The sequence below is a fragment of the Lysobacter sp. HDW10 genome, assembly GCF_011300685.1.
In the GTDB taxonomy this organism is placed as follows: Bacteria; Pseudomonadota; Gammaproteobacteria; order Xanthomonadales; family Xanthomonadaceae; genus Solilutibacter.
This window is the reverse complement of the sequence record NZ_CP049864.1, coordinates 811,032-830,567: the sequence shown is the minus strand read 5'-3', so window position 1 is coordinate 830,567 and position 19,536 is coordinate 811,032. Positions and strand designations below refer to the sequence as shown.

The following is a 19,536-nucleotide window of genomic DNA, read 5'->3' as shown; positions in this document are numbered from 1 at the left end:
CCGCAAGTTTACTGCGCGTTTGTATAGGCGCGTGGAGAAGGCCGATTTGAGCTTAGGGAGGCGGTGAAGGCAGGCCGAAAAAAGTACGTGCGGCAACGGTGGATTCACGCGCGGCCTGGTCAGCCGTTGTGCCTCGGTCACGCGCCAATTCTTCGACAATATGCGGAAGGAAACTGGGCTCGTTCCTGCGATCCTTGGGCATCGGCTGCAAGGTTCGTGGCAACAAATAAGGTGCGTCGGTCTCGACCAATAAGCGATGGGCGGGGATGTCTTTCACCATCTCACGCAGGTGCTTGCCGCGGCGCTCGTCGCATAACCAACCGGTGATGCCGACATACCAGTCTTGGTCGAGATAGTCATAGAGCGCCTCACGCGTGTCGGTAAAGCAATGCACGACGGCGCGTGACAGCTTGCCATCGAACTGCTTCATGATCGCCATGAAGTCCGCGTGTGCCTCGCGCTGGTGCAAAAACACGGGCTTGCCGGTCTCCACTGCGATCTGCAATTGGCGCTCGAATGCCTTGCGCTGCGCAGGACGCGGCGAGAAATCACGGAAGTAGTCCAAGCCGCATTCGCCCACTGCCACCACTTCTTTGTGCGCGTGTAGCGCACGCATCTCGAGATCGCACTCTTCGGTGTATTCGGTTGCGTGATGCGGATGCACACCGGCAGTTGCAAACAAGATGCCCGGATACTGCAGCGCAAGCTCAAGCGCCATTGGTGAGTGCTCTCGCGATGCACCGGTCACCACCATTTGTGCCACACCTGCCGCGCGTGCACGTTCGATCACCGCACTGCGATCGCGGTCAAAGCTGTCGTGGGTGAGGTTTGCGCCGATATCAATCAATTCCATACGCGTATTATCGCAAGTCCGGCTCACCTGTCCCACTTGGCGCATGCAATACATCGATCCGACATTGCCGATTGCAGACGTGATGCCCGACATTCTGGCGTCATTGGCGCGCCATTCGCGGCTGGTGCTTGAAGCACCACCCGGTGCCGGTAAGACCACGCAGGTGCCGTTGGCCTTATTGGATGCGCCTTGGCTTGAGGGTCGCCAGATTCTGATGTTGGAACCGCGGCGAGTAGCAGCGCGTGCCGCCGCGACGTTCATGGCGAAACAACTGGGCGAAACACCCGGTGAGCGTGTCGGCTATCAGATACGCTTTGAGCGCATAGTGTCTGCGCGCACACGGATTGTGGTGGTCACCGAAGGTCTGCTGACGCGCATGATTCAAGAAGACCCGATGCTCGAAGGTGTTGGGGCCATTGTGTTCGACGAATTCCACGAACGACATCTCAGTGCTGATTTGGGTCTTGCCTTGGCGTTGGATGTGCAAGCGGGTCTGCGCGAAGATCTTCGGATTCTTGTGATGTCTGCAACGCTCGATGGCGAACAGCTATCAACCTGGTTGGATGCGCCGCGGATCTCAAGCGCCGGGCGCGCGCATCCGGTTGAGGTTCGCCATCTGGACGCCCAACGCGATGAGAAGCTGCCGCAGCAAGTCCGTCGCGCTTTATTGGAGGCCACTGCAAAAGTAGACGGCGACAGCTTGGTCTTCTTACCAGGCAAGCGAGAGATCGTCTTAACGCAGCGCGTGATTGAACACGCCCTACCTGAGTTTGAAGTGCGCGCATTGCATGGTGATTTGCCGGTTGAAGATCAGACGGCCCTGCTTTCACCTTCAGCACATGCGCGACGCATCGTGTTGGCCACGAATGTCGCGGAATCGAGCGTCACTTTGCCCGGCGTGCGCATCGTCGTCGATTCCGGCCTTGCGCGTGAGCCCGCGTTTAATGGCGATACGGGCTTCACGCATCTTGAAACCAAGCGAATCTCGCAAGCGTCTGCTGACCAACGCGCGGGGCGTGCCGGCCGTGTGGCCGAAGGGCTCGCAGTACGCCTTTGGCCATCGTCGCAGCGCTTGCAAGCACAACGCGCACCTGAAATGCTGCAGGCCGACCTCGCGCCGTTGCGTCTTGAATTGGCCGCTTGGGGCAGCGACGATTTGCGTTTTGTCACACCACCGCCCGCGGCAAATTTGCACACTGCCACCCGCCTGCTTCAAGACCTCGGTGCCTTAGATCAAGAGCGCGTGCTGACTGAGGCAGGTCGCCGCTTACTGAGCTTGGGACTACATCCGCGTATCGGTGCGATGTATTTGTCCGCGGAGACACCCGAACAACGCGCACTCGCGTGCGATGTCATTACATTGGCCGATGCGCGTTCGCCTTTGATACAACCGACCGACGCCTTCGCACATCGCTGGCAAGCACTGTCTGCATTTCGAACGCGTGGCTTTGTTGAAGGCGCGCATGTCACAAGCTTGCGCGCGCTCGATCGTGCTTCGACGCAATGGCGCAAACGCTTGCGTGTCAACGCGTCGACCTCGCATGCACTGACTGCACACGCACTCGGCGCGCTCCTTGCCCAAGCATTCCCGGATCGAATTGCACGTGCCAATGCAAACGACCCGTATCGCTACCACTTGGCCAATGGACAAACCGCCAAACTCTCCGAGTACACGCAACTCCTTGGCGAGCCATGGCTCGTCATTAATGAGCTGCACTACGCGCGACCAGACGCACGCATTTTGTCGGCCGCACCCGTCGATGAAGGTTATTTACGCGAAACGTTCTCCGCGCGCTTTCAAGAAGGCGATGAAGTGGAGTGGGATGAGTCGCGTGCGGCACTGGTCGCCGCGCGAATCAAACGCTTCGATCGTATTGTGCTGTCACGCGCACCAGGTGGGAAGGTGGATGCGGATCGCGCGCAGGCCGCGCTTGTCGATGCGGTGCGACGCCTCGGCCTCGATGTCCTGTCATGGTCCGATGCAAGTCGACAATGGCAAGCACGTGTTCAATTGCTACGTACCCACATGCCCGCACTGGGCCTGCCAGCGATGGATGATGCCGAACTGGAAGCAACGCTAGACACATGGTTGGCGCCTGCGTTCGCTGGCAAGACGCGTTTATCAGCTTTGGATGCCTCGGCGCTACTGAATGCCTTGAAGTCGCGATTGGATTGGTCTCAGCAACAAGCGCTTGACGCCCATGCACCTAAAACAATGCAGGTGCCCTCTGGCTTGTCGCGTGACATTCATTACAGCCTCGATCACGCAGGCGACCCCGAGCCGCCGATCCTAGCTGTGAAGCTACAAGAACTGTTCGGCCTAGGTGACACGCCCACGATCGCCCAAGGGCAGGTACCGCTCACGCTGCATTTGTTATCGCCAGGTGGACGTCCCCTTCAAGTCACACGCGACCTGCGTGGCTTCTGGGACCGTACCTATCCGGAAGTTAAAAAGGAAATGAAAGGCCGCTATCCCAAGCATCCATGGCCCGATGATCCGTGGTCTGCGGTCGCGACCCATCGCGCTAAACCGCGCGGAACTTGAACGGCGATTCAGTCTCACACGCAGTTGAACGGATTTATCACGTGGGAATGACAAGCCCCGCAAGATACTGATCCCATCGTTTGATCGACTTGGAATTTGATCATGAGCAACAAGTTTGAAGACATCGCATCCGCAGCGAGCGACATGGCAGGCAAGCTCGGTGGCAACTTGAAAGGCCATTTGCCGAAGCGCGCCTTGAATTGGGTAGAAACAGGCGCCGCACTGGCGGCCTTGCGAACCGGCGGCCGTGCGGGCATGCGCATTGCACGACGCAATCCGATTCTGGCGATCGCCGCTGTGGCGGGTGCAGGCGCGTTGGTATACGCCGCACGTCGTGCGAAGCAAAAGAAGTTGGAATCAGGCGACGTGATCGAAGGCGACAGCAAGCGCGTGAATGCGCGCAAGGTGTCTCGCACGAAGCAGGAATGACGTTGGAAGAGTTGGTGTATTGGGTGAAAGCTTTACGGCGCCGATAGGCGCCGTTTTTTCATGTCTTCGGCCCAGATCAACACCATCGGGATGTCTTGATCTCATCAATCGAGGTTGGCAAAAACCGACGCCCAAACCCAACAATCTGGTATGGCGAAACGGCAAAGATAAATGAGCGGACGACATTGAGACCATGCGCCACTAGAAGGCGAGAATCCGCACGGTTTGATGGCTTAAGTATTCGCGCGCCTTCACTTCAAGCGCCGGATTAGCTGCGCAACGGCAACTCAACTACAAACCGCGACCCACCGCCTTCGCGATCCTCGTAGAAAAGCTGCCCGCCGAATCTTGAAACAATCTGTCTCGCAAGCGACAACCCAAGCCCACTCGACATCTCGGCGTGCTCTTCTTCATCAGTCAGTCGAATGAACGCCTTGAACAATTCACGCTGCTTGTGCGCAGGAATACCGGGGCCACGATCTTCGGCAGTGATGACACCAAACCCCGGTGCGCCCTTACGTGCAGTGAGTTTCAGCTCACCGCCTTCAGTGGCGTACTTCAATGCATTCGTAATGAGGTTTTCGCACACTTGATGCAAAACCATTGCGTCAATTGCAACCAGCACATCTTCAGCTGCGTTGACAATCGAGAGGGCCAAGCCTTTGCTCTCGCATTGCAGTTCGTAGCGCGAGCGCAACCATTCCAATGTTTCGTTCAATCCCGCACCGATATTGGCGGCATTGTCCAAGCCCGCCTTATGCGGATCTTGCGATTCAAGATAGCGCCGGATATAGCCGACTGCGTCGTTCGCACTTTCGTGGATCATCTCCAAATAGCGCGGCACGCGCTCGGGTTTGCACCCGTCATGGATGATCACTTCGCTGGCGAACATGATGCTGGTCAGCGGATTCTTCAGGTCATGCGCCACCAGGTTGACCAGGCTCTGACATTCGCTTGCGACACGTTCCAAGCGGTCACGTGTCAGCTTCAGTCCGACATGCGCACTCACGCGCGCAAGAAGTTCTTCGGACAAAAAGGGTTTGGTGATGTAATCAACGGCGCCTGCTTCAAACGCGCGAATCAGAAGATCGCGGTCTTGCATGGCGGTCAAACAAATGACAGGCACGCGCATCAGCACTTCATCTTGCTTCATGCGCGTCAGCACTTCGAAGCCATCCATCATCGGCATCAACATGTCGAGGAGGACGAGGTCTGGCATTTGCGTTTTGCACGCTGCGAACATGGCTTCGCCGTTCTCGGCTGTGTCGACTTCGTAGCCGTTTCGCGTCAACAATGTGGAGACTACACGCAGATTCGCCGCTTGATCATCCACGATCAGGATGCGACCCGAGTGAGGGAACGTGCTCGCCATGCTTTATGAACCCCTTCAGGAAAGCGCAGTATATCGTTCCCACCCGAACGACTGAAAGCTGAATCCTTAAGCGTTCACGTTTCTGTCTTAAACAGGTGTATGCACTTCGCGCCATTCACCTGGCGCAAGCGACTCCAAACCGATGTCACCCATGCGGACACGAATTAATCGCAGCGTCGGCAAACCGACAGCTGCGGTCATGCGCCGCACTTGCCGATTGCGGCCTTCGCGAATCTCCAACTCAATCCATGTGTCAGGCACGGTTTTGCGGAAACGTACGGGCGGATTGCGCGGCCACACAGGCGGCGCATCGATAACACTTACGCGTGCGGGCAAGGTCGGGCCGTCGCTCAATGTCACACCGCGTGCAAGCTGCTTCAGTTGTGCCTCGGTCGGCGTACCTTCTACCTGCACGCAGTACGTTTTGCTGATTTTGTGCCGCGGGTCGGTCAGCCGATGTGCCAAAGGCCCGTCATCGGTGAGGAGCAACAGGCCTTCACTGTCATAGTCCAGCCTGCCAGCTGCATAGACGTTCAGCGGGAGTTTGAACGCGGCCAGCGTCGTGCGCGGTGGCTGGCTTCGATCAGTGAACTGGCATAAGACGTTGAACGGCTTGTTGAAAGCAATCAACATCCGAATCAGGGTTTCCTAAAGCGCAAGGTCATGCGATCGCTTTCGCCGATGGCTTTGTAGGTGGCGTCGTCTTTGGCGTCGTGACGATTCGTCGGTGGCAAGGTCCAGACACCATTCGGGTGCTGGGTGTTGTCCTTGGCATTGGCATTGACCTCCGACGTGCCATCAAGCACAAAGCCTGCCTGTGTCGCGTAGCCAATCACCAACGCTTCCGTCAGATAGCCAGACTTCTTCATTGTTTCCAAATCCGTGCCGGGCTTCGCGCGGTGGTCGGCTACACCCAGCACACCACCCGGCTTCAATGCTTTGAAAAACGCATCGAAGTAAAGCTGAGCCGTGCCGGCAGCAACCCAGTTATGCACATTGCGAAACGTCAGGATCGTGTCGAGACCATTCACTGACTCGAAATTCGGCGCGGCCGGATTAAAGCCGATTTGTTTCACTGTATTGAAACCCGATGTCTTGCCAGCAAGAAACGTCTCAAATGTGCGCTTTTGCTTGATCTGAAACTCGCGCGCGGCGCCCGTTGGCACTGCAGAAGGGTCGACCAATGCAGCGGTGTAGCTGCCGCTTGCATTCAGATAAGGCACCAAGATTTCGGTATACCAACCGCCGCCCGGTGTGATTTCAAGCACGTGGCTGCGCGGTGTGACGCGGAAGAACGACAGGGTTTCAGCTGGATGCCGATAAACATCGCGCGCGCGATTTGCGCTTGAACGATCGGGGCTTTGAATGGCCGCGGTCAGTTCGGCGTCATCCGCCGCAAGCGCCGCCGCTTCTGCCGCGGCGTCGGCTGCAGCCATTGCCGCGGTGTGTGCCGCAGCGTCTGCATCTGCGGCCGCAGCCGCCCCCGTTCGCGTTGTCGAACTGGCACATGCCGTGAGTGCGAGGCTCAAGGAACACACAAGTAGCTTTGTCTTATCCATGGCAATGTCTCCAGTCTTATAAGGGTTGCGTGGGCGGTTTAGATCAATTCCAAATCCGCATTGAACGTCGTGCTTGGACGCATCGCGGCAGCCAACTTCGCGACATCCGGTTTGTAATAGCCACCGATATCCACCGCATGACCTTGCGCGCTATTCAATTCGCTCACGATTTTGGTTTCGTCGCGCGTCAACGCTTCGGCCAACGGTGCAAAAGCCGCTTTCAACTCAGCGTCGTCGTTTTGTGCTGCCAAGGCTTGCGCCCAATACATGGCGAGATAGAAGTGTGAGCCCCTGTTGTCGAGCTCTCCCACTTTGCGTGCAGGCGAACGGTTGTCGTCCAAGATCTTGCCATTCGCGACATCCAATGCATCGGCAAGCACCTTGGCTTTCTTGTTGCCCGTGTGTTCGGCCAAATGCTCGAGCGACGCGGCGATTGCCAAGAACTCACCCAACGAATCCCAGCGCAGATAGTTCTCTTCAACGAACTGTTGCACATGCTTCGGCGCCGAACCGCCTGCACCGGTTTCGAACAAGCCGCCGCCGGCCATCAAAGGCACGATCGAAAGCATCTTTGCCGACGTGCCGAGTTCCATGATCGGGAACAGGTCCGTCAGATAGTCACGCAACACATTGCCCGTAACCGAAATGGTGTCTTGTCCTTTGCGTGCGCGCGCCAGTGTAAATGTCATCGCATCGACAGGCGATTGAATGCTGATGTCCAAGCCTTGTGTATCCAAGCCTTTCAGCGCTGCTTCGACTTTTGAAATCACTTCGCGATCATGTGCACGATTCGCATCCAACCAGAACACCGCAGGCGTGTTCGACAAGCGTGCGCGATTCACGGCCAACTTCACCCAGTCTTGGATCGGTGCATCTTTGGTTTGGCTCATGCGCCAAATATCACCGGCGCGTACCGCGTGCTGCAGCAAAATCTTGCCTGAAGCATCAATCACCTTGACCGTGCCGTCTTCCGTCAGCTGGAACGTTTTGTCGTGACTGCCGTACTCTTCGGCCTTCTGTGCCATCAAGCCCACGTTCGGCACGCTGCCCATCGTGGCCGGGTCCAAGGCGCCGTGCGCCTTCATATCTGCGACCACGGCGGCATAAATGCCTGCGTAGTTGCGGTCCGGAATCATCGCCAAGGTGTCTTGCAACTTTCCTTGTGTGTTCCACATCTTGCCACTGTCGCGCAGCATCGCAGGCATTGAAGCGTCAACGATCACATCACTCGGCACATGCAAGTTGGTGATGCCTTTGTCGGAGTTCACCATGGCAAGCGCAGGGCGTTCTGCGTAAAGCGCCGCGATATCTGCTTCGATCGCAGTGCGCGTTGCTTCAGGCATCGCCGGCAAACGCGCGTACAAGTCGCCAATGCCATTGTTCGGATCAAAGCCCGCTTCATCCAATGCTTTGGCGTGCTTTTCCAACACGGGCGCGTAGTAACGCTTCACCGCAACGCCGAACATGATCGGGTCGCTGACTTTCATCATCGTGGCTTTCAAGTGCAGTGACAGCAACAGGTTTTCTGCTTTCGCTGCTGCGATAGAGGCGTCCACAAATTCGGCCAAGCGCGCCGTGTCCATGCTGGCTGCACTGATGATCTCGCCCGCCTTCAGCTTCAAACCTTCTTTGAGGGTGCGAACGCCGTGTGCACCTTCAAACATGATGTTGACGGTGTCGTCTGCGGGCAGCGTGACCGAACGTTCATTACCGTAAAAGTCACCGCCGTCCATATGCGCGATGCGCGTTTTCGAAGCCGCGTCCCATTGACCCATGCGATGCGGATGCTTCTTCGCGTAGTTCTTCACCGACAACGGCGCGCGGCGGTCACTGTTGCCTTCGCGCAACACAGGATTGACGGCAGAGCCCATCACTTTCGAGTAGCGCGCGCGCGCGTCTTTCTCTGCGTCAGTCGCAGGTTCGTCGGCGTAATCCGGCACAGCAAAGCCGTGTACCTGAAGTTCTTTGATCGCCGCCTTCAATTGCGGCACCGACGCAGAAATGTTCGGCAACTTGATGATGTTGGCATCGGGCGTGGTGGCCAAGTGTCCGAGTTCGGCCAGATGATCGTCGACTTTCTTGTCACCGAGCGCCTCGGGAAACTGTGCAAGGATGCGGCCCGCCAATGAAATGTCGCGTGTCTCAACCGTCACGCCCGCCTGCTTTGCAAAGGCACGCACGATGGGGAGCAGCGATTGCGTGGCAAGATACGGCGCTTCATCAGTCAGCGTGTAAATGAGCTTGGCGTCATTCGACATTTCAGATTCCTAGGATTCGACTTAAGCCCCCATTGTCGCCGCTGGCGTGGGGTGGATGCAAAGAAAAGGCGCGCCGTTTCCGACGCGCCCCACTACACGCAAGCGTGTGGATGACTTACTTGGCGACTGTGAACTCAGCCGACTTGACCGGCATGCCGTCCAAGCTGATATCGACCTTGTACTTACCGACCGGGAAGCCCTTCGGGCTATTGATCTTGAAGTTGGTGACGCCATTGCCATTGAAGTTGACGTCTTTCGACTCTTCATTGACCACTTGGCCATCTTGATACGTCCACTTCGCGGCCAACTTGCCCGGGACGGTCGCTGCTGCGTCGCTGGTCGAGGTACCGACCGCTGCGATGATGGCGTCTGAAGGCTTGAAGGCAGTCATCGGCATCGTGACCTTCATGTCTGCACCCACGGCATTGCCCAGGTCGAGCGAGGTGACGGACGCCGTCGCGGCGACCGGTGCAGGTGCCGGCGCCGTTTCAACCGGTGTCGGTGCGGGTGTAACAACTGCTTCTTCTTTCTTCTTACAGCCCACGATGGCGATCGAGGAAATCAAAGCGGCGGCAACAACAAGTGAAAGACGATTCTTGGTCATATTCGTTCCTTGGAAATGGATTGGGACGTTTGAATTCAGGCAGCCGGAATGTTCAGAACTTGACCCGGCTTGATCTTGTCGGGGTCGTCCAGTTGGTCGCGGTTGGCTTCAAAGATGGTGTTCCACTTATTGGCATTGCCGTAGAACGCTTTCGAAATGTGCGACAGCGTGTCGCCGGACTTGACCGTATACGTTTGTGCGCCTGCACCGCCGCCGTTCTCAACAATTTCTTCGGTTGAGGTCACGGAGGATTGGACGTCGGAGAAATCAGGACGTTCGTTGTTCATCACTTGAATCCTTCTGAGGCATCGAGTGATTTCACCATGCCACGGGGCATGTTAAGAACGAATCATTTCCTCATTGCCGGACATCACGGACGAATTCCATTCGGTTTTCATTCACCGTTGCACGCCAGGGATTGATGTCCAAGCCACCGCGTCGTGTATAGCGCGCGGTTACTGACAAGCGACGCGGTGAAGTCTGCGTCATTAAATCTATAAAAATGCGTTCTACGCACTGCTCGTGGAATTCACAGTGGTTACGGAAACTCACGATGTACTCGAGCAGTGCGCTGCGATCCAACTGCGGCCCGCTGTAGTCGATCGTCAAAGTCGCCCAATCGGGTTGCGACGTCACCGGGCAATTTGATTTCAACAGTCTTGAAAACAGTACTTCCGAGACATCTGCCGCACTGTGCTTCAGCAAGCGTGCATCGGGTGGACCATACGTCTTGATCGTGACCGGCAGGTCGTCGATACACGACCCCGATGCTTCTTCTTGCGTATGCGGTACGCCGAAGCGCAGGGTGACGGGCGCGCCGGCAGCCTTGGAGAGTGCCGCGGTTACACGCGCTTGCACTGCCTCATGCGATGCGAAGTTCGCGCTATTCAAGCTATTCAAGTACAGCTTGAAAGACTTTGACTCAATCAGATTTGGTGATGTCGCCGGCACGATGAATTGCGCTGTATCGACAATGGGCTTGCCCTGCGCATCCAGCCAACTCAACTCATAGGCATTCCAAACATCGTGGCCGATAAAAGGCAGCGCGCCATGAATACCAATCTCATCGCGTGCTTGCGAGCGCGGAATCGGAAAGAGCAGTGTTTCGTCGTACGCCGTTGGGTACGCTGTGCCGCGGCCTAATTGACTGCTTTCAGGGGTATGCGAATTCATTGTGTCGGCTCCGCGCGGTTCTCTACACAGCTGGCGTGTTCGTTGGCAAGATATTCAGCGCTTTGCATTTCAATCAATCTTGAAGCGGTGCGTTCGAATACCGCCGCCATGCGTGTCCCTTGATACAAGGTCTCCGGGGGTGCATCTGCCGTGCAAACAAAGTTGACATTGCGATCGTAGAACTCATCGATCGCATTGATGAAGCGACGCGCAGGATCGTCGTTGTTGCCATCGAAGCGTGGAATTCCGCCGCAGAACACCGTATGAAACTCTTGCGCGATCTCAATGTAGTCGGTCGTCCCGCGCGGCCCATCACACAGTGCAGCGAAGTCCAACCACACCATGCCCGGCACGCGTGCACGCACCGGGATGCGTCGGCCGTCGATGAGCAACCCGGCGTCGCGATGTTTGTCGTCGCCGCCCAGTTCATGCCAACGCGATTCGAGCCAAGTATCAGACTGCGCGTCCAGAGGCGCGCGATACACCGGACTTTGCGTCAATGCACGTAAGCGGTAATCCGTCGTGCTGTGAATCTCGACCACTTCGCAATGCTGTTCGATCAATGCAATCGCAGGCAAGAAACTTGCCCGTTGCAAGCCGTCTTTGTACAAATTCACAGGTGGCGTGTTCGAGGTGGTCACCAAGGTGACGCCTTGCGCGAACAATTGATCCAGCAAGCGTCCCAGCAACATGGCGTCACCGATATCGGTCACGATGAATTCGTCGAGCACCAACAAGCGCAAACTGTCGCGCCATTCTTCGGCAATCTTGACCAGCGGATCACTCTCGCCGGCATGCGCCATCAATCGCGCATGGACTTCCCGCATGAATCGATGGAAGTGTGTGCGTTTCTTCTTTGAGGTCTCGACCGTGTCGTAGAACAGATCCACCATGAAGGTCTTGCCGCGGCCGACCCCTCCCCACACGTAAAGACCGCACACAGGTGCCGTCTCTTCGCGTTTGAACAGCTTGGACAGAAAGCCGCGGCCCGTGTCTGACTCGACACGTAGCTCTGATTGAATGCGGTCCAACACACGCAGAACTTCCAACTGCGCAGGATCGGATTGCCATGCGCCGCTTTGTACGCCCGCCAAATAGGCTTGCGTGGGTGAAGGCTTCAGACTCATAGCGTGTTGGCGTTGCGCGCCCAGTTCAAGATCGCGTCACGCAGATCAATCAATTTGCCGTGGAAAAAGTGCGAGGTCTCGGGCATCGAAATGTAACTTGCGTGTGGTGCGTGCAAACCATCGAACCACTGTTTGACGGTCGCCGCGTCGACCAATTCGTCCGCCTCACCTTGCACAACCAGCCAAGGCATCGCCGGTGCCGCAATCGAGGCGAAGTCCCATCGCCCTGCAGGTGGCGCGATCGAAAGGAGATAGTCCGGTCGCGCCTGGGCGACAGCACTCAGCGACACATAGCTACCGAAACTGAAACCGGCCAACCAGAGTGTGGTGTTCGGTCGTGCAGTTCGGACCCATTGCACGATGGCTAAGAGGTCGGCGAGTTCACCCACACCATTGTCGAACGCCCCTGCCGACTTCCCGGTGCCGCGGAAGTTAAAGCGCACGCTTGGCATGCCCATTTCACGGAACGCCTTGGCCGTCGTGGTCACGACCTTGTTGTCTTTGGTGCCGCCGCCGGTGGGCAAGGGATGGCACACGATCGCCGTTGCGTTTTGCGCACTTTGGCCAACATCCGGCCATTCGACTTGGACTTCCAAGGGGCCCGCAGGACCTTCGAGCATCAGCGTGCTGTCGACCGCTGGAAAGGGGGTGTTTTCGATGTTCATCCGACCAGTGTGCACGTTCAGCTGTATACGTCAGAAAAAGCGACGCCGCCCGGAGGCGGCGTGCAGTCGATCATGTGCGAGTGGATCACTTCGCTTGCGCGAGCATCCAATCCACGGTGGCCTTCATTTGCTCGTCGGTCAACGCGGGGTTACCGCCACGTGCCGGCATCGCACCGGAGGCACCGGTGAAGCCTTCGATAGCGTGCTTGTACAGGGTGTCCTTACCTTGTGCGATACGCGCGGTCCAATGCGACGGATCCAAGGTCGGCGCACCGCCCGAACCGGAGGTGTGGCAACCGGTGCAGAGGTTGTCGTAGATGACCTTACCGTCGGTGGTGCCGCCATAGGCGACGGCCGACTTGGCTTTGTCTTTCGCGGCTTCGTCCGCTGCGGCTTGTTGGGCCAAACCGGTACGACCGGCATAGACGGCACCCACGGGCGCAATGCGTTCAATCGTCTTCTGTTCTGCGCTCTTCGACACTTCATACGGCAATTGCTTGCCAATGTAGTGAGCCGCAATGATCAAGCCCACGGTCAACACCGACAGGAAAACAATGATCATGGAAAACTTTTTCAAAAACTCGAGATCGTAATTGCGCACGTTGCCTGTTCCCAAGCCGCTCCCTTGCGGCGCTAGCCACACAGTATAAAGGCTAGGCGCGGGGTGAACCAGTCAGGTCCTTCGACGGATGACCGCGAGGGTGAGCCTGGAAACGCAGACGAGCTTGCCTGCTTCGTCTTCGATCCGGATTTCCCAGACTTGGGTGGAGCGGCCGACATGTAGGGGGCGTGCAGTGCCGGTGACCAAGCCTTCGCGGACGCCGGAGAGGTGGTTGGCGTTGATTTCAATACCGACGACGCCCTCCCCTTCACCAACGCACATCCCTGCTGCAGTGCTGCCGAGCGTCTCGGCCAAGGCGGCGGATGCGCCGCCATGCAGCAGGCCATAGGGTTGATGCGTGCGTGCATCCACAGGCATGGTGCCGCGCAGGAAGTCAGGGCCAATTTCGGTGAAGCGGATGCCCAGCGGCACCATCAGGGTGTTGCGGGAAAGCGCGTTGAGTTCTTCTAGGGTGACGGAACGCTGAAACATCGGGGGCCTGCAGCTGGGGTAGAACTGAAGGTTACCCCGAAGTTTCAGCGAACGGAAAAGCGAGCCGGTCCGAATTCTTGGGTGTAACGGCGGCGGCTGACGTAGCCACTGCTGCTGCCATAGCCCACGCCGAAGCGGGCGGGTTCTTGGTTGGCCTTGGATTCCGGCAGGTAAGATTCGCTGTTGGCAGCCAGGGTGCGGTTGTCCAAGCGGGCATATTGACGGCGGTCGGCGGTGTGGAATTGAGCGTTCATGTCTGTCTCGTTGTTGTGGTGTACTGGTAGACTAACACACCAAAACAACAGCGAATGTGCCAGAAGTCACCCCACCATGGTCACGCCGGTTTAGGCGTCGGCAGACAGGCTCGCGTTATCGATCACGAAGCGGTATTTCACGTCGCCCTTGAGCATGCGTTCGTAGGCGGCATTGATTTCGTCGGCGCGGATCAATTCGATGTCCGAGACGATGTTGTGCTTTGCACAGAAGTCGAGCATTTCTTGGGTTTCAGGAATGCCGCCAATCAGAGAGCCCGCCAACGCGCGGCGCTTCATGATCAAGCTAAAGACATTGGGCGACGGATGCGGCGTCGAAGGTGCGCCGACCAAGGTCATTGCACCATCGCGTTTGAGCAAGGCGAGAAATGCATCCAGGGGATGCGGTGCCGCGACCGTGTTGAGAATGAAGTCGAAACTTTTGCGATGGGCGCGCATTTCATCTTCATTGCGTGAAACCACAACTTCATCTGCGCCCAAGGCCAAAGCATCTTTGCGCTTGGATTCTGAAGTGGTGAAGGCGACCACATGCGCACCGAGTGCGTGCGCGAGTTTGACGCCCATGTGTCCGAGGCCGCCAATGCCAACGATGCCGACTTTCTTCCCAGGCCCGACATTCCAATGACGCAAGGGGGACCACGTTGTGATGCCGGCGCACAAGAGTGGTGCAACGGCTGCAAGCTGTGCTTCGCTGTGGCTCACGCGCAACACGTAGCGTTCGCTGACAACAATTTTTTCTGAGTAGCCACCCAAGGTGTGGCCGGGTGCATCTGGCGTCGGCGAGTTGTACGTGCCGATCATGGTGTCGCAATAGTTTTCCAAGCCTTCATCGCAGTCTTCGCAGGTGCGACAGCTATCGACGATGCAGCCAACACCGACGAGGTCGCCCACCTTGAACGCAGACACGTCGCTGCCGATTGCAGAAACGCGTCCTACGATTTCATGCCCGGGCACACACGGAAACAGCGTGCCCGCCCACTCGGCACGCACCTGATGCAAATCCGAATGACACACACCGCAAAACGCGATGTCGATCTGCACATCGTGCGCAGCCACAGGGCGACGTGAAATGGTCAAAGCCTGCAACGGTTGGTCGCCGGCATAAGCACCAAAGGCGTTAACGGTCATTGGGTGTCCTTCTCAAGCATGCGCGCGAATGCGATCCAACGACTTTAGAGCTTTTGGTGTTATTGCGGTGCGAATTCAGCGAATCGAGAAGCGCAACGGACCCCACGCGTGGGTGTAGGGTTTGTTGTGCACATAGCCGCTGCTATGGCCGTAGCCCACACCAAACGGGGTGCTGCCATCGCCGCTGTGGATTTCCGGCAAGTAGGTGTCACTCTCTCCGGTGGGCGCGTGCAATGCATTGTTCTCACCCGCCAATGTGCGGTTGTCCAAGCGGACGAATTGGCGCCGGTCTTTGTTGTTGTATTGGGCGTCCATGACGTGCCTCGCGAATAAGGGTGGACACTTCAGATCGTGCGCCTGTCTGGCTTAATCCGTGATGAGTCTCTTCTTTGTCGGTTGGCCTGATTTTTGCGTAGATTGCGCGCAGAATGCGTTGCGCTGAAATGCCCTACATCCGGGTGAGGTGGAGCGCTCCGATCCGATTGATTTCGTCTTGGTGAAGCCCTGCTTCGTTTGCGAAATCGGGCCATGCGGAGACGGCCTCTCGTACGCGCTCTATCGCAGCATCGGCACCCGCAATTGAGAAGCGCGAAGCGACCGTCATGAGATCCTGTCGCGTGATGGCATCGAACTTGCCATTGACACTCATCAGATGTCGTTGCGTCCATTCGCCTTGCGGGTTGTATGCAAAGGTGACGTCGTACGCAGGTGCAAGTATCCACGCTTCACCTTGTCGCAGCATAAAGGCATGGTTCTTGGTGTGATCATCATGATTGCGCGCCACAACGTTGAACACCATGCGCGTAAAGAGTTCGGTGAGTGCGGCATGCGGGACACCGAGCCGGACCGCGGTCATGAACAACTGTTCGTAGGCATGCGTTGCACGCTGACGGTAGTTCAGATGTTGTAGGGCGCAGAGTGTTTGAACGTGGACTTTTTGATTGCCTTCGCGATCGAATCGACGCGTCATGAAATGGCAGCGATCGTGCTCGTTTAACAACCGACTTGGGCTCATGGTGATCCCCGCAGTCGTCGCCATCAGGTAGTAGGCATATTCGATACGGCCGTAGTCTTGTCCTGAACCAAGCTCGAGATCTTTGCCCACGCCATCGAGCTTGAGCAACCAATGTTCCCAGCTGGGCGCAACATCGAACTGACCGCTGCGAATTTCGCCCGTCTCGGGATGCCAAGCGATGACGGCTTTCGCACGCGCGCCACCGGCAGATGTGCCCACGCGAATGATGTTGGCCAGCGCGGCTTGTGCCGCCTCTTCATCGTTAAGGTCTGCGTGGATGGCACGACGCGCTTCTTCCACCAGATGCTTCATGGCCAAAGGTTGTTGCGATTCACGCGCAGAACCGCGCGCCGGCCTGAACGTCAAGGCACCCATGCCGCGCTGACCCATATAGGCGAGGCGATCGAGCGTCGTGACCGCGCCCTTGTCGATCCCGTGGCTGGCCATCCACGCATCAATCAATTGATTACCAAAATCATCTGGCAGCGCGTCGGCCAATAGACCGGGCAGGCCCTTAAACGCGTCTTGATCCAAACTCGGGAATGTATAAAGACCTTGGCCTTGTGTCGGCATCATCAGCGGCGCGAGTTCGATGCCGCGTCGTACCCATGCGGGGTCATATTCAAAGACATACGCACCGATGTTTGGATCTGCTGCGACGGCACCCACCCGTTGGTTCCAAATGCGCACCTCGATGGCGGTCGGCTGAAAGGCGGTCATCGCTACTTTCTCGGCGCGCGCTTGGGCTCGGCACCACGGCTGCGAAGGAGCGCCATTGGGCTGATCACCGGCGTGGGTGCCAATTGCTCCAAGGTGTCCAGTGCGTTGAGGGCTTTGAGCACGCGGATATAGGTGGTCAACGAAGAGCCTTGTCCGCGCTCCAGATCGCCCAAGGCGCGAAGCGATACGCCTGCGCGACTGGCCAGCTCTGATTGCGTGATCGCCTGCGCGATGCGAAGCCGGCTGATGCGCGCGCCAAGCACTTCCAACACTTCTTCGGGCGTCTTGAACTGAGTGACGGTCATTGGCGGATTTCCGCTTGTTATCTCAAATCGAGTGTATCAAAGTGCGCTTATCTGCTCATTAAACGAACTTGCTTGTATAGGCAACTTTTCGCTTTTTATGGTGCTCTTTGCCACTATTAGGCAGATTTGCGCTAATTAAACAGCCTACGCTCTGAATACCCTTCTAAAGGAAGGGCATGGTCACCGCGCCCATGGCTGTGATCACGCGGGTCAGCCACCAGCGTAACGAGACCACATTCACTTCAGGGAAGTCACCGACCAAGCGATAGCATTTTTGGAAGTCGGGTGATTTGAAACTCACAGGCGCGGGACACGCGGGTCCGGGCACAAATTGGTAACTGGTGCCGTAGCGCGACGGCCAGAGATCCAAAATCGGCAATGCTTCGGTCCCAGATAGGACCGCTTCGTCGACTTTCCGCAAGGCCTTGCGGTTCGGTGCGATGGTCCAGGCATTGTCCGGCTGCATCATGCGCAGCATGTTGTGCGCGACACGCTCGGCCACCTTTGGGTCGCGCACGATGACTGCGGCTTCCGTGTTGTAGTGCTGGCTGCGCGGATCGAAATTGTGTGTGCCGACCACAGCAATGGTTCGATCCACCACGATGGACTTGGCGTGAATTGCAACGTGCGAATCTTTTTCGCTACGGGCTGCGACGACATCGAACGCGACGCTGGCAGGATGCGGCTTCAACTCGAACATCTCAAAGCCGAGACGACGCATATAGCGGCGTCGGTATTTGTAGGCCATCCCGTACGTGAGCATGTTGTCCGTAGAGGCCAAGCTATTGCTCGACACAATCACGCGCGGCGGTTCGGCGCGATCTTGCAATGCAACGAACGACCGTTGCGCTGCATTGGTCAACACCAAGTACGGTGTTTGCAAAATGATTTCTGATTGCGTCGACGCAATGACTTGGCTCAGCTCTGAAGAGAACGGGTCCTGCTTTCTGACCGCTGATGGGCCTCTTCGATGTTTTGCGGGCAAGTCGGCAATAAATTGCACGTCGCCGGTATCAATTTCCATGCGTGCATACATGTCATCAAGCGCAGCGACATCGGCCGACGCCGCTTGAAACGCACGCACACGATCTGGAAATTCATAGGCCGCGTCAGACAGTTTCGGCACGCCCTGCGTTTGCAGCAGCGAGACGGCATCTTTCAATTCCGGCATTGCTTTTGCGCGTGACGAGTGCCAAAACACGTTGAACGTTTCCGACATTCGGCGCACCACCGGACCCGCCACAAGAATGTCTCGGTCTAGAAAATTGAAGCTCGGGCTCCAATCGAAATAGTCATCCTGATAATTGCGACCGCCGGTCAATCCCAACTTGTCGTCGACAATCAGCAGCTTCGTATGCATGCGTTGATTCAAAGTCCGAAATTGCGCGATGCTGGCCAAGGCGTACTGCAATGGATTCGACAGCGAGCCGCGTTCGAACAGAGGGTTATAGATTTTTAGATCCAAATTCTGATGCGCGCCCGCGACAGCCACTTGCGTACGCGCGCTTTTGAAGGCCGAGAGCTGGTCAATCAAGATGCGTACTTTTACGCCACGCTTTGCCGCCGCAATCAACTCACGCATGATCATGCGCGCGCTGTCATCTTCGTCAAAAATGTAGGTCTGAAGATCGATGGAATGCTGTGCCGCGCGAATCATCGACACGCGCGAGTGCAGTGCTTCTTGACCCGACTCCACAATCCAAACCGCGTGCTTTGGGGCTTCAGCCGTGGAACTGGCGATCGCCGAATCCGCGGCGCGGCTCAAGCGGTTCTCTATCGCGCAATGATCTTCGCGCTCACACGTCAGCGCAGTCGATTTACCCTCGGCCAAAATCCGCGTGGCTTCGGCACTGTCCTTCGGGCTCAGCGTTGAACAGCCCGCGCACGCGAGGCACAGCCAAGTCAGTGCAAGGGCAAGGGCCAAGCGGTAGTGCATAGATCAAGGTGACCAGAAATCGACTAGGGTCGCGACGCCAGGTTCAATCTCTGCTTCTTTAGGAAAATGCAACACCGCGACGGAGCCCGGAGACATGCCGCGGTAATCACCCGTGCGACCATCCGCCAGCAAGGCCACCAGTTGTTCCAAGCCTGGGTTGTGACCGACGACCCAAAGGGAATCGGCATCGCGGTTGTTATCGACCAAGGTGATCAACTCACCGGTGCTGGCCTCATAAATGGCAGGCTCAAGTCGCATCGGCAGCGGCCCCATCGAACGCATCACCGCTTCCATGGTTTCGCGCGTGCGGCGTGCCGGGGAACAGAGCACGCGTTCGGGTTGCGAACGGCGCGCATGCAACCATGCGCCCGTGGTCCAGCCTTCTACTTGGCCCGGGTTGGACAACGCACGATCCATATCGGTTTCATCACCCTCAGCCGGTTTGGCGTGGGCATGGCGAATCAAGACCAGCTCAAACATCC

General features: G+C 57.3%; 21 protein-coding genes. 2 read left to right on the top strand and 19 right to left on the bottom strand.

Going from position 1 to position 19,536, the window contains the following annotated elements; translation table 11 throughout:
- Positions 1-52: 52 nt before the first annotated feature.
- Positions 53-853 (bottom strand): TatD family hydrolase, encoded by an 801-nt coding sequence (locus G7069_RS04020; protein WP_240912630.1) that lies wholly within the window; start codon positions 851-853, stop codon positions 53-55.
- Positions 854-896: 43 nt separating this feature from the next.
- Here G7069_RS04020 and hrpB point away from each other — a divergent pair, with 43 nt between their 5' ends.
- Together hrpB and G7069_RS04010 are read left to right on the top strand one after the other, a co-directional pair.
- On the top strand, positions 897-3,398 hold the full coding sequence (gene hrpB / locus G7069_RS04015; RefSeq protein WP_240912629.1) for an ATP-dependent helicase HrpB: 2,502 nt from the start codon (positions 897-899) through the stop codon (positions 3,396-3,398).
- 102 nt (positions 3,399-3,500) lie between these two features.
- Entirely contained in the window at positions 3,501-3,827 is a 327-nt protein-coding gene (locus tag G7069_RS04010; protein WP_166294522.1) for a hypothetical protein, read from the top strand.
- Positions 3,828-4,095: 268 nt separating this feature from the next.
- On the opposite strand, the gene G7069_RS04005 is transcribed toward G7069_RS04010, so the two are convergent.
- From G7069_RS04005 to G7069_RS03920, 18 genes are all read right to left on the bottom strand, one after another.
- A complete protein-coding gene (locus G7069_RS04005) occupies positions 4,096-5,199 on the bottom strand; it encodes a hybrid sensor histidine kinase/response regulator (RefSeq protein WP_166294520.1) in 1,104 nt (367 codons plus the stop codon).
- Between the two features lie 87 nt (positions 5,200-5,286).
- A complete protein-coding gene (locus tag G7069_RS04000) occupies positions 5,287-5,832 on the bottom strand; it encodes a pseudouridine synthase (protein ID WP_166294518.1) in 546 nt (181 codons plus the stop codon).
- A 5-nt stretch (positions 5,833-5,837) separates the two neighbouring features.
- The gene (locus G7069_RS03995; protein ID WP_166297499.1) at positions 5,838-6,635 is read right to left on the bottom strand and encodes a class I SAM-dependent methyltransferase; all 798 of its coding nucleotides are present in this window, start codon (positions 6,633-6,635) and stop codon (positions 5,838-5,840) included.
- A gap of 161 nt (positions 6,636-6,796) precedes the next feature.
- The gene (locus G7069_RS03990; protein ID WP_166294516.1) at positions 6,797-9,016 is read right to left on the bottom strand and encodes an NADP-dependent isocitrate dehydrogenase; all 2,220 of its coding nucleotides are present in this window, start codon (positions 9,014-9,016) and stop codon (positions 6,797-6,799) included.
- A 115-nt stretch (positions 9,017-9,131) separates the two neighbouring features.
- Entirely contained in the window at positions 9,132-9,620 is a 489-nt protein-coding gene (locus G7069_RS03985) for a hypothetical protein (protein WP_166294514.1), read from the bottom strand.
- Positions 9,621-9,655: 35 nt separating this feature from the next.
- Positions 9,656-9,910, bottom strand: coding sequence for a LysM peptidoglycan-binding domain-containing protein (locus G7069_RS03980; protein WP_240912628.1), 255 nt, complete (start codon positions 9,908-9,910; stop codon positions 9,656-9,658).
- A 67-nt stretch (positions 9,911-9,977) separates the two neighbouring features.
- On the bottom strand, positions 9,978-10,793 hold the full coding sequence (gene queF, locus G7069_RS03975; protein WP_166294510.1) for an NADPH-dependent 7-cyano-7-deazaguanine reductase QueF: 816 nt from the start codon (positions 10,791-10,793) through the stop codon (positions 9,978-9,980).
- Positions 10,790-11,920, bottom strand: a complete 1,131-nt coding sequence (gene zapE, locus G7069_RS03970; protein ID WP_166294508.1) for a cell division protein ZapE — start codon at positions 11,918-11,920, stop codon at positions 10,790-10,792. The genes queF and zapE overlap by 4 nt, the downstream gene beginning before the upstream one ends.
- A complete protein-coding gene (locus G7069_RS03965; protein ID WP_166294505.1) occupies positions 11,917-12,585 on the bottom strand; it encodes a CocE/NonD family hydrolase in 669 nt (222 codons plus the stop codon). The genes zapE and G7069_RS03965 overlap by 4 nt, the downstream gene beginning before the upstream one ends.
- 85 nt (positions 12,586-12,670) lie before the next feature.
- Positions 12,671-13,186 carry a c-type cytochrome gene (locus G7069_RS03960; protein ID WP_166294503.1) on the bottom strand — a complete coding sequence of 172 codons (516 nt, stop codon included), beginning with the start codon at positions 13,184-13,186 and terminating at the stop codon, positions 12,671-12,673.
- 72 nt (positions 13,187-13,258) lie between these two features.
- The gene (locus G7069_RS03955; protein WP_166294501.1) at positions 13,259-13,678 is read right to left on the bottom strand and encodes a hotdog fold thioesterase; all 420 of its coding nucleotides are present in this window, start codon (positions 13,676-13,678) and stop codon (positions 13,259-13,261) included.
- A gap of 44 nt (positions 13,679-13,722) precedes the next feature.
- A complete protein-coding gene (locus G7069_RS03950; protein ID WP_166294499.1) occupies positions 13,723-13,932 on the bottom strand; it encodes a hypothetical protein in 210 nt (69 codons plus the stop codon).
- 90 nt (positions 13,933-14,022) lie between these two features.
- The gene (locus G7069_RS03945; protein WP_166294497.1) at positions 14,023-15,078 is read right to left on the bottom strand and encodes an NAD(P)-dependent alcohol dehydrogenase; all 1,056 of its coding nucleotides are present in this window, start codon (positions 15,076-15,078) and stop codon (positions 14,023-14,025) included.
- Positions 15,079-15,153: 75 nt separating this feature from the next.
- Positions 15,154-15,393, bottom strand: a complete 240-nt coding sequence (locus G7069_RS03940; RefSeq protein ID WP_166294495.1) for a hypothetical protein — start codon at positions 15,391-15,393, stop codon at positions 15,154-15,156.
- Between the two features lie 133 nt (positions 15,394-15,526).
- Positions 15,527-16,813: a type II toxin-antitoxin system HipA family toxin gene (locus G7069_RS03935; protein ID WP_166294492.1), complete on the bottom strand. Its 1,287-nt coding sequence runs from the start codon at positions 16,811-16,813 to the stop codon at positions 15,527-15,529.
- A gap of 2 nt (positions 16,814-16,815) precedes the next feature.
- Positions 16,816-17,118 carry a helix-turn-helix transcriptional regulator gene (locus G7069_RS03930; RefSeq protein ID WP_166294490.1) on the bottom strand — a complete coding sequence of 101 codons (303 nt, stop codon included), beginning with the start codon at positions 17,116-17,118 and terminating at the stop codon, positions 16,816-16,818.
- A 163-nt stretch (positions 17,119-17,281) separates the two neighbouring features.
- On the bottom strand, positions 17,282-19,054 hold the full coding sequence (locus G7069_RS03925) for a phospholipase D family protein (protein ID WP_166294488.1): 1,773 nt from the start codon (positions 19,052-19,054) through the stop codon (positions 17,282-17,284).
- A gap of 3 nt (positions 19,055-19,057) precedes the next feature.
- Positions 19,058-19,534 carry a histidine phosphatase family protein gene (locus tag G7069_RS03920; protein ID WP_166294486.1) on the bottom strand — a complete coding sequence of 159 codons (477 nt, stop codon included), beginning with the start codon at positions 19,532-19,534 and terminating at the stop codon, positions 19,058-19,060.
- Positions 19,535-19,536: the final 2 nt, after the last annotated feature.

What these genes read in the sequence shown, in the direction of transcription:
- G7069_RS03920 (WP_166294486.1), bottom strand. Translation starts at nt 19,534, where the DNA reads ATGTTTGAGCTGGTCTTGATTCGCCATGCCCACGCCAAACCGGCTGAG.
- G7069_RS04000 (WP_166294518.1), bottom strand. Translation starts at nt 5,832, where the DNA reads ATGTTGATTGCTTTCAACAAGCCGTTCAACGTCTTATGCCAGTTCACT.
- G7069_RS04010 (WP_166294522.1), top strand. Translation starts at nt 3,501, where the DNA reads ATGAGCAACAAGTTTGAAGACATCGCATCCGCAGCGAGCGACATGGCA.
- G7069_RS03940 (WP_166294495.1), bottom strand. Translation starts at nt 15,393, where the DNA reads ATGGACGCCCAATACAACAACAAAGACCGGCGCCAATTCGTCCGCTTG.
- G7069_RS03945 (WP_166294497.1), bottom strand. Translation starts at nt 15,078, where the DNA reads ATGACCGTTAACGCCTTTGGTGCTTATGCCGGCGACCAACCGTTGCAG.
- G7069_RS03965 (WP_166294505.1), bottom strand. Translation starts at nt 12,585, where the DNA reads ATGAACATCGAAAACACCCCCTTTCCAGCGGTCGACAGCACGCTGATG.
- G7069_RS03955 (WP_166294501.1), bottom strand. Translation starts at nt 13,678, where the DNA reads ATGTTTCAGCGTTCCGTCACCCTAGAAGAACTCAACGCGCTTTCCCGC.
- G7069_RS03985 (WP_166294514.1), bottom strand. Translation starts at nt 9,620, where the DNA reads ATGACCAAGAATCGTCTTTCACTTGTTGTTGCCGCCGCTTTGATTTCC.
- G7069_RS04005 (WP_166294520.1), bottom strand. Translation starts at nt 5,199, where the DNA reads ATGGCGAGCACGTTCCCTCACTCGGGTCGCATCCTGATCGTGGATGAT.
- zapE (WP_166294508.1), bottom strand. Translation starts at nt 11,920, where the DNA reads ATGAGTCTGAAGCCTTCACCCACGCAAGCCTATTTGGCGGGCGTACAA.
- G7069_RS03950 (WP_166294499.1), bottom strand. Translation starts at nt 13,932, where the DNA reads ATGAACGCTCAATTCCACACCGCCGACCGCCGTCAATATGCCCGCTTG.
- G7069_RS03995 (WP_166297499.1), bottom strand. Translation starts at nt 6,635, where the DNA reads ATGGCTGCAGCCGACGCCGCGGCAGAAGCGGCGGCGCTTGCGGCGGAT.
- G7069_RS03930 (WP_166294490.1), bottom strand. Translation starts at nt 17,118, where the DNA reads ATGACCGTCACTCAGTTCAAGACGCCCGAAGAAGTGTTGGAAGTGCTT.
- hrpB (WP_240912629.1), top strand. Translation starts at nt 897, where the DNA reads ATGCAATACATCGATCCGACATTGCCGATTGCAGACGTGATGCCCGAC.
- G7069_RS03925 (WP_166294488.1), bottom strand. Translation starts at nt 19,054, where the DNA reads ATGCACTACCGCTTGGCCCTTGCCCTTGCACTGACTTGGCTGTGCCTC.
- queF (WP_166294510.1), bottom strand. Translation starts at nt 10,793, where the DNA reads ATGAATTCGCATACCCCTGAAAGCAGTCAATTAGGCCGCGGCACAGCG.
- G7069_RS03935 (WP_166294492.1), bottom strand. Translation starts at nt 16,813, where the DNA reads ATGACCGCCTTTCAGCCGACCGCCATCGAGGTGCGCATTTGGAACCAA.
- G7069_RS03990 (WP_166294516.1), bottom strand. Translation starts at nt 9,016, where the DNA reads ATGTCGAATGACGCCAAGCTCATTTACACGCTGACTGATGAAGCGCCG.
- G7069_RS04020 (WP_240912630.1), bottom strand. Translation starts at nt 853, where the DNA reads ATGGAATTGATTGATATCGGCGCAAACCTCACCCACGACAGCTTTGAC.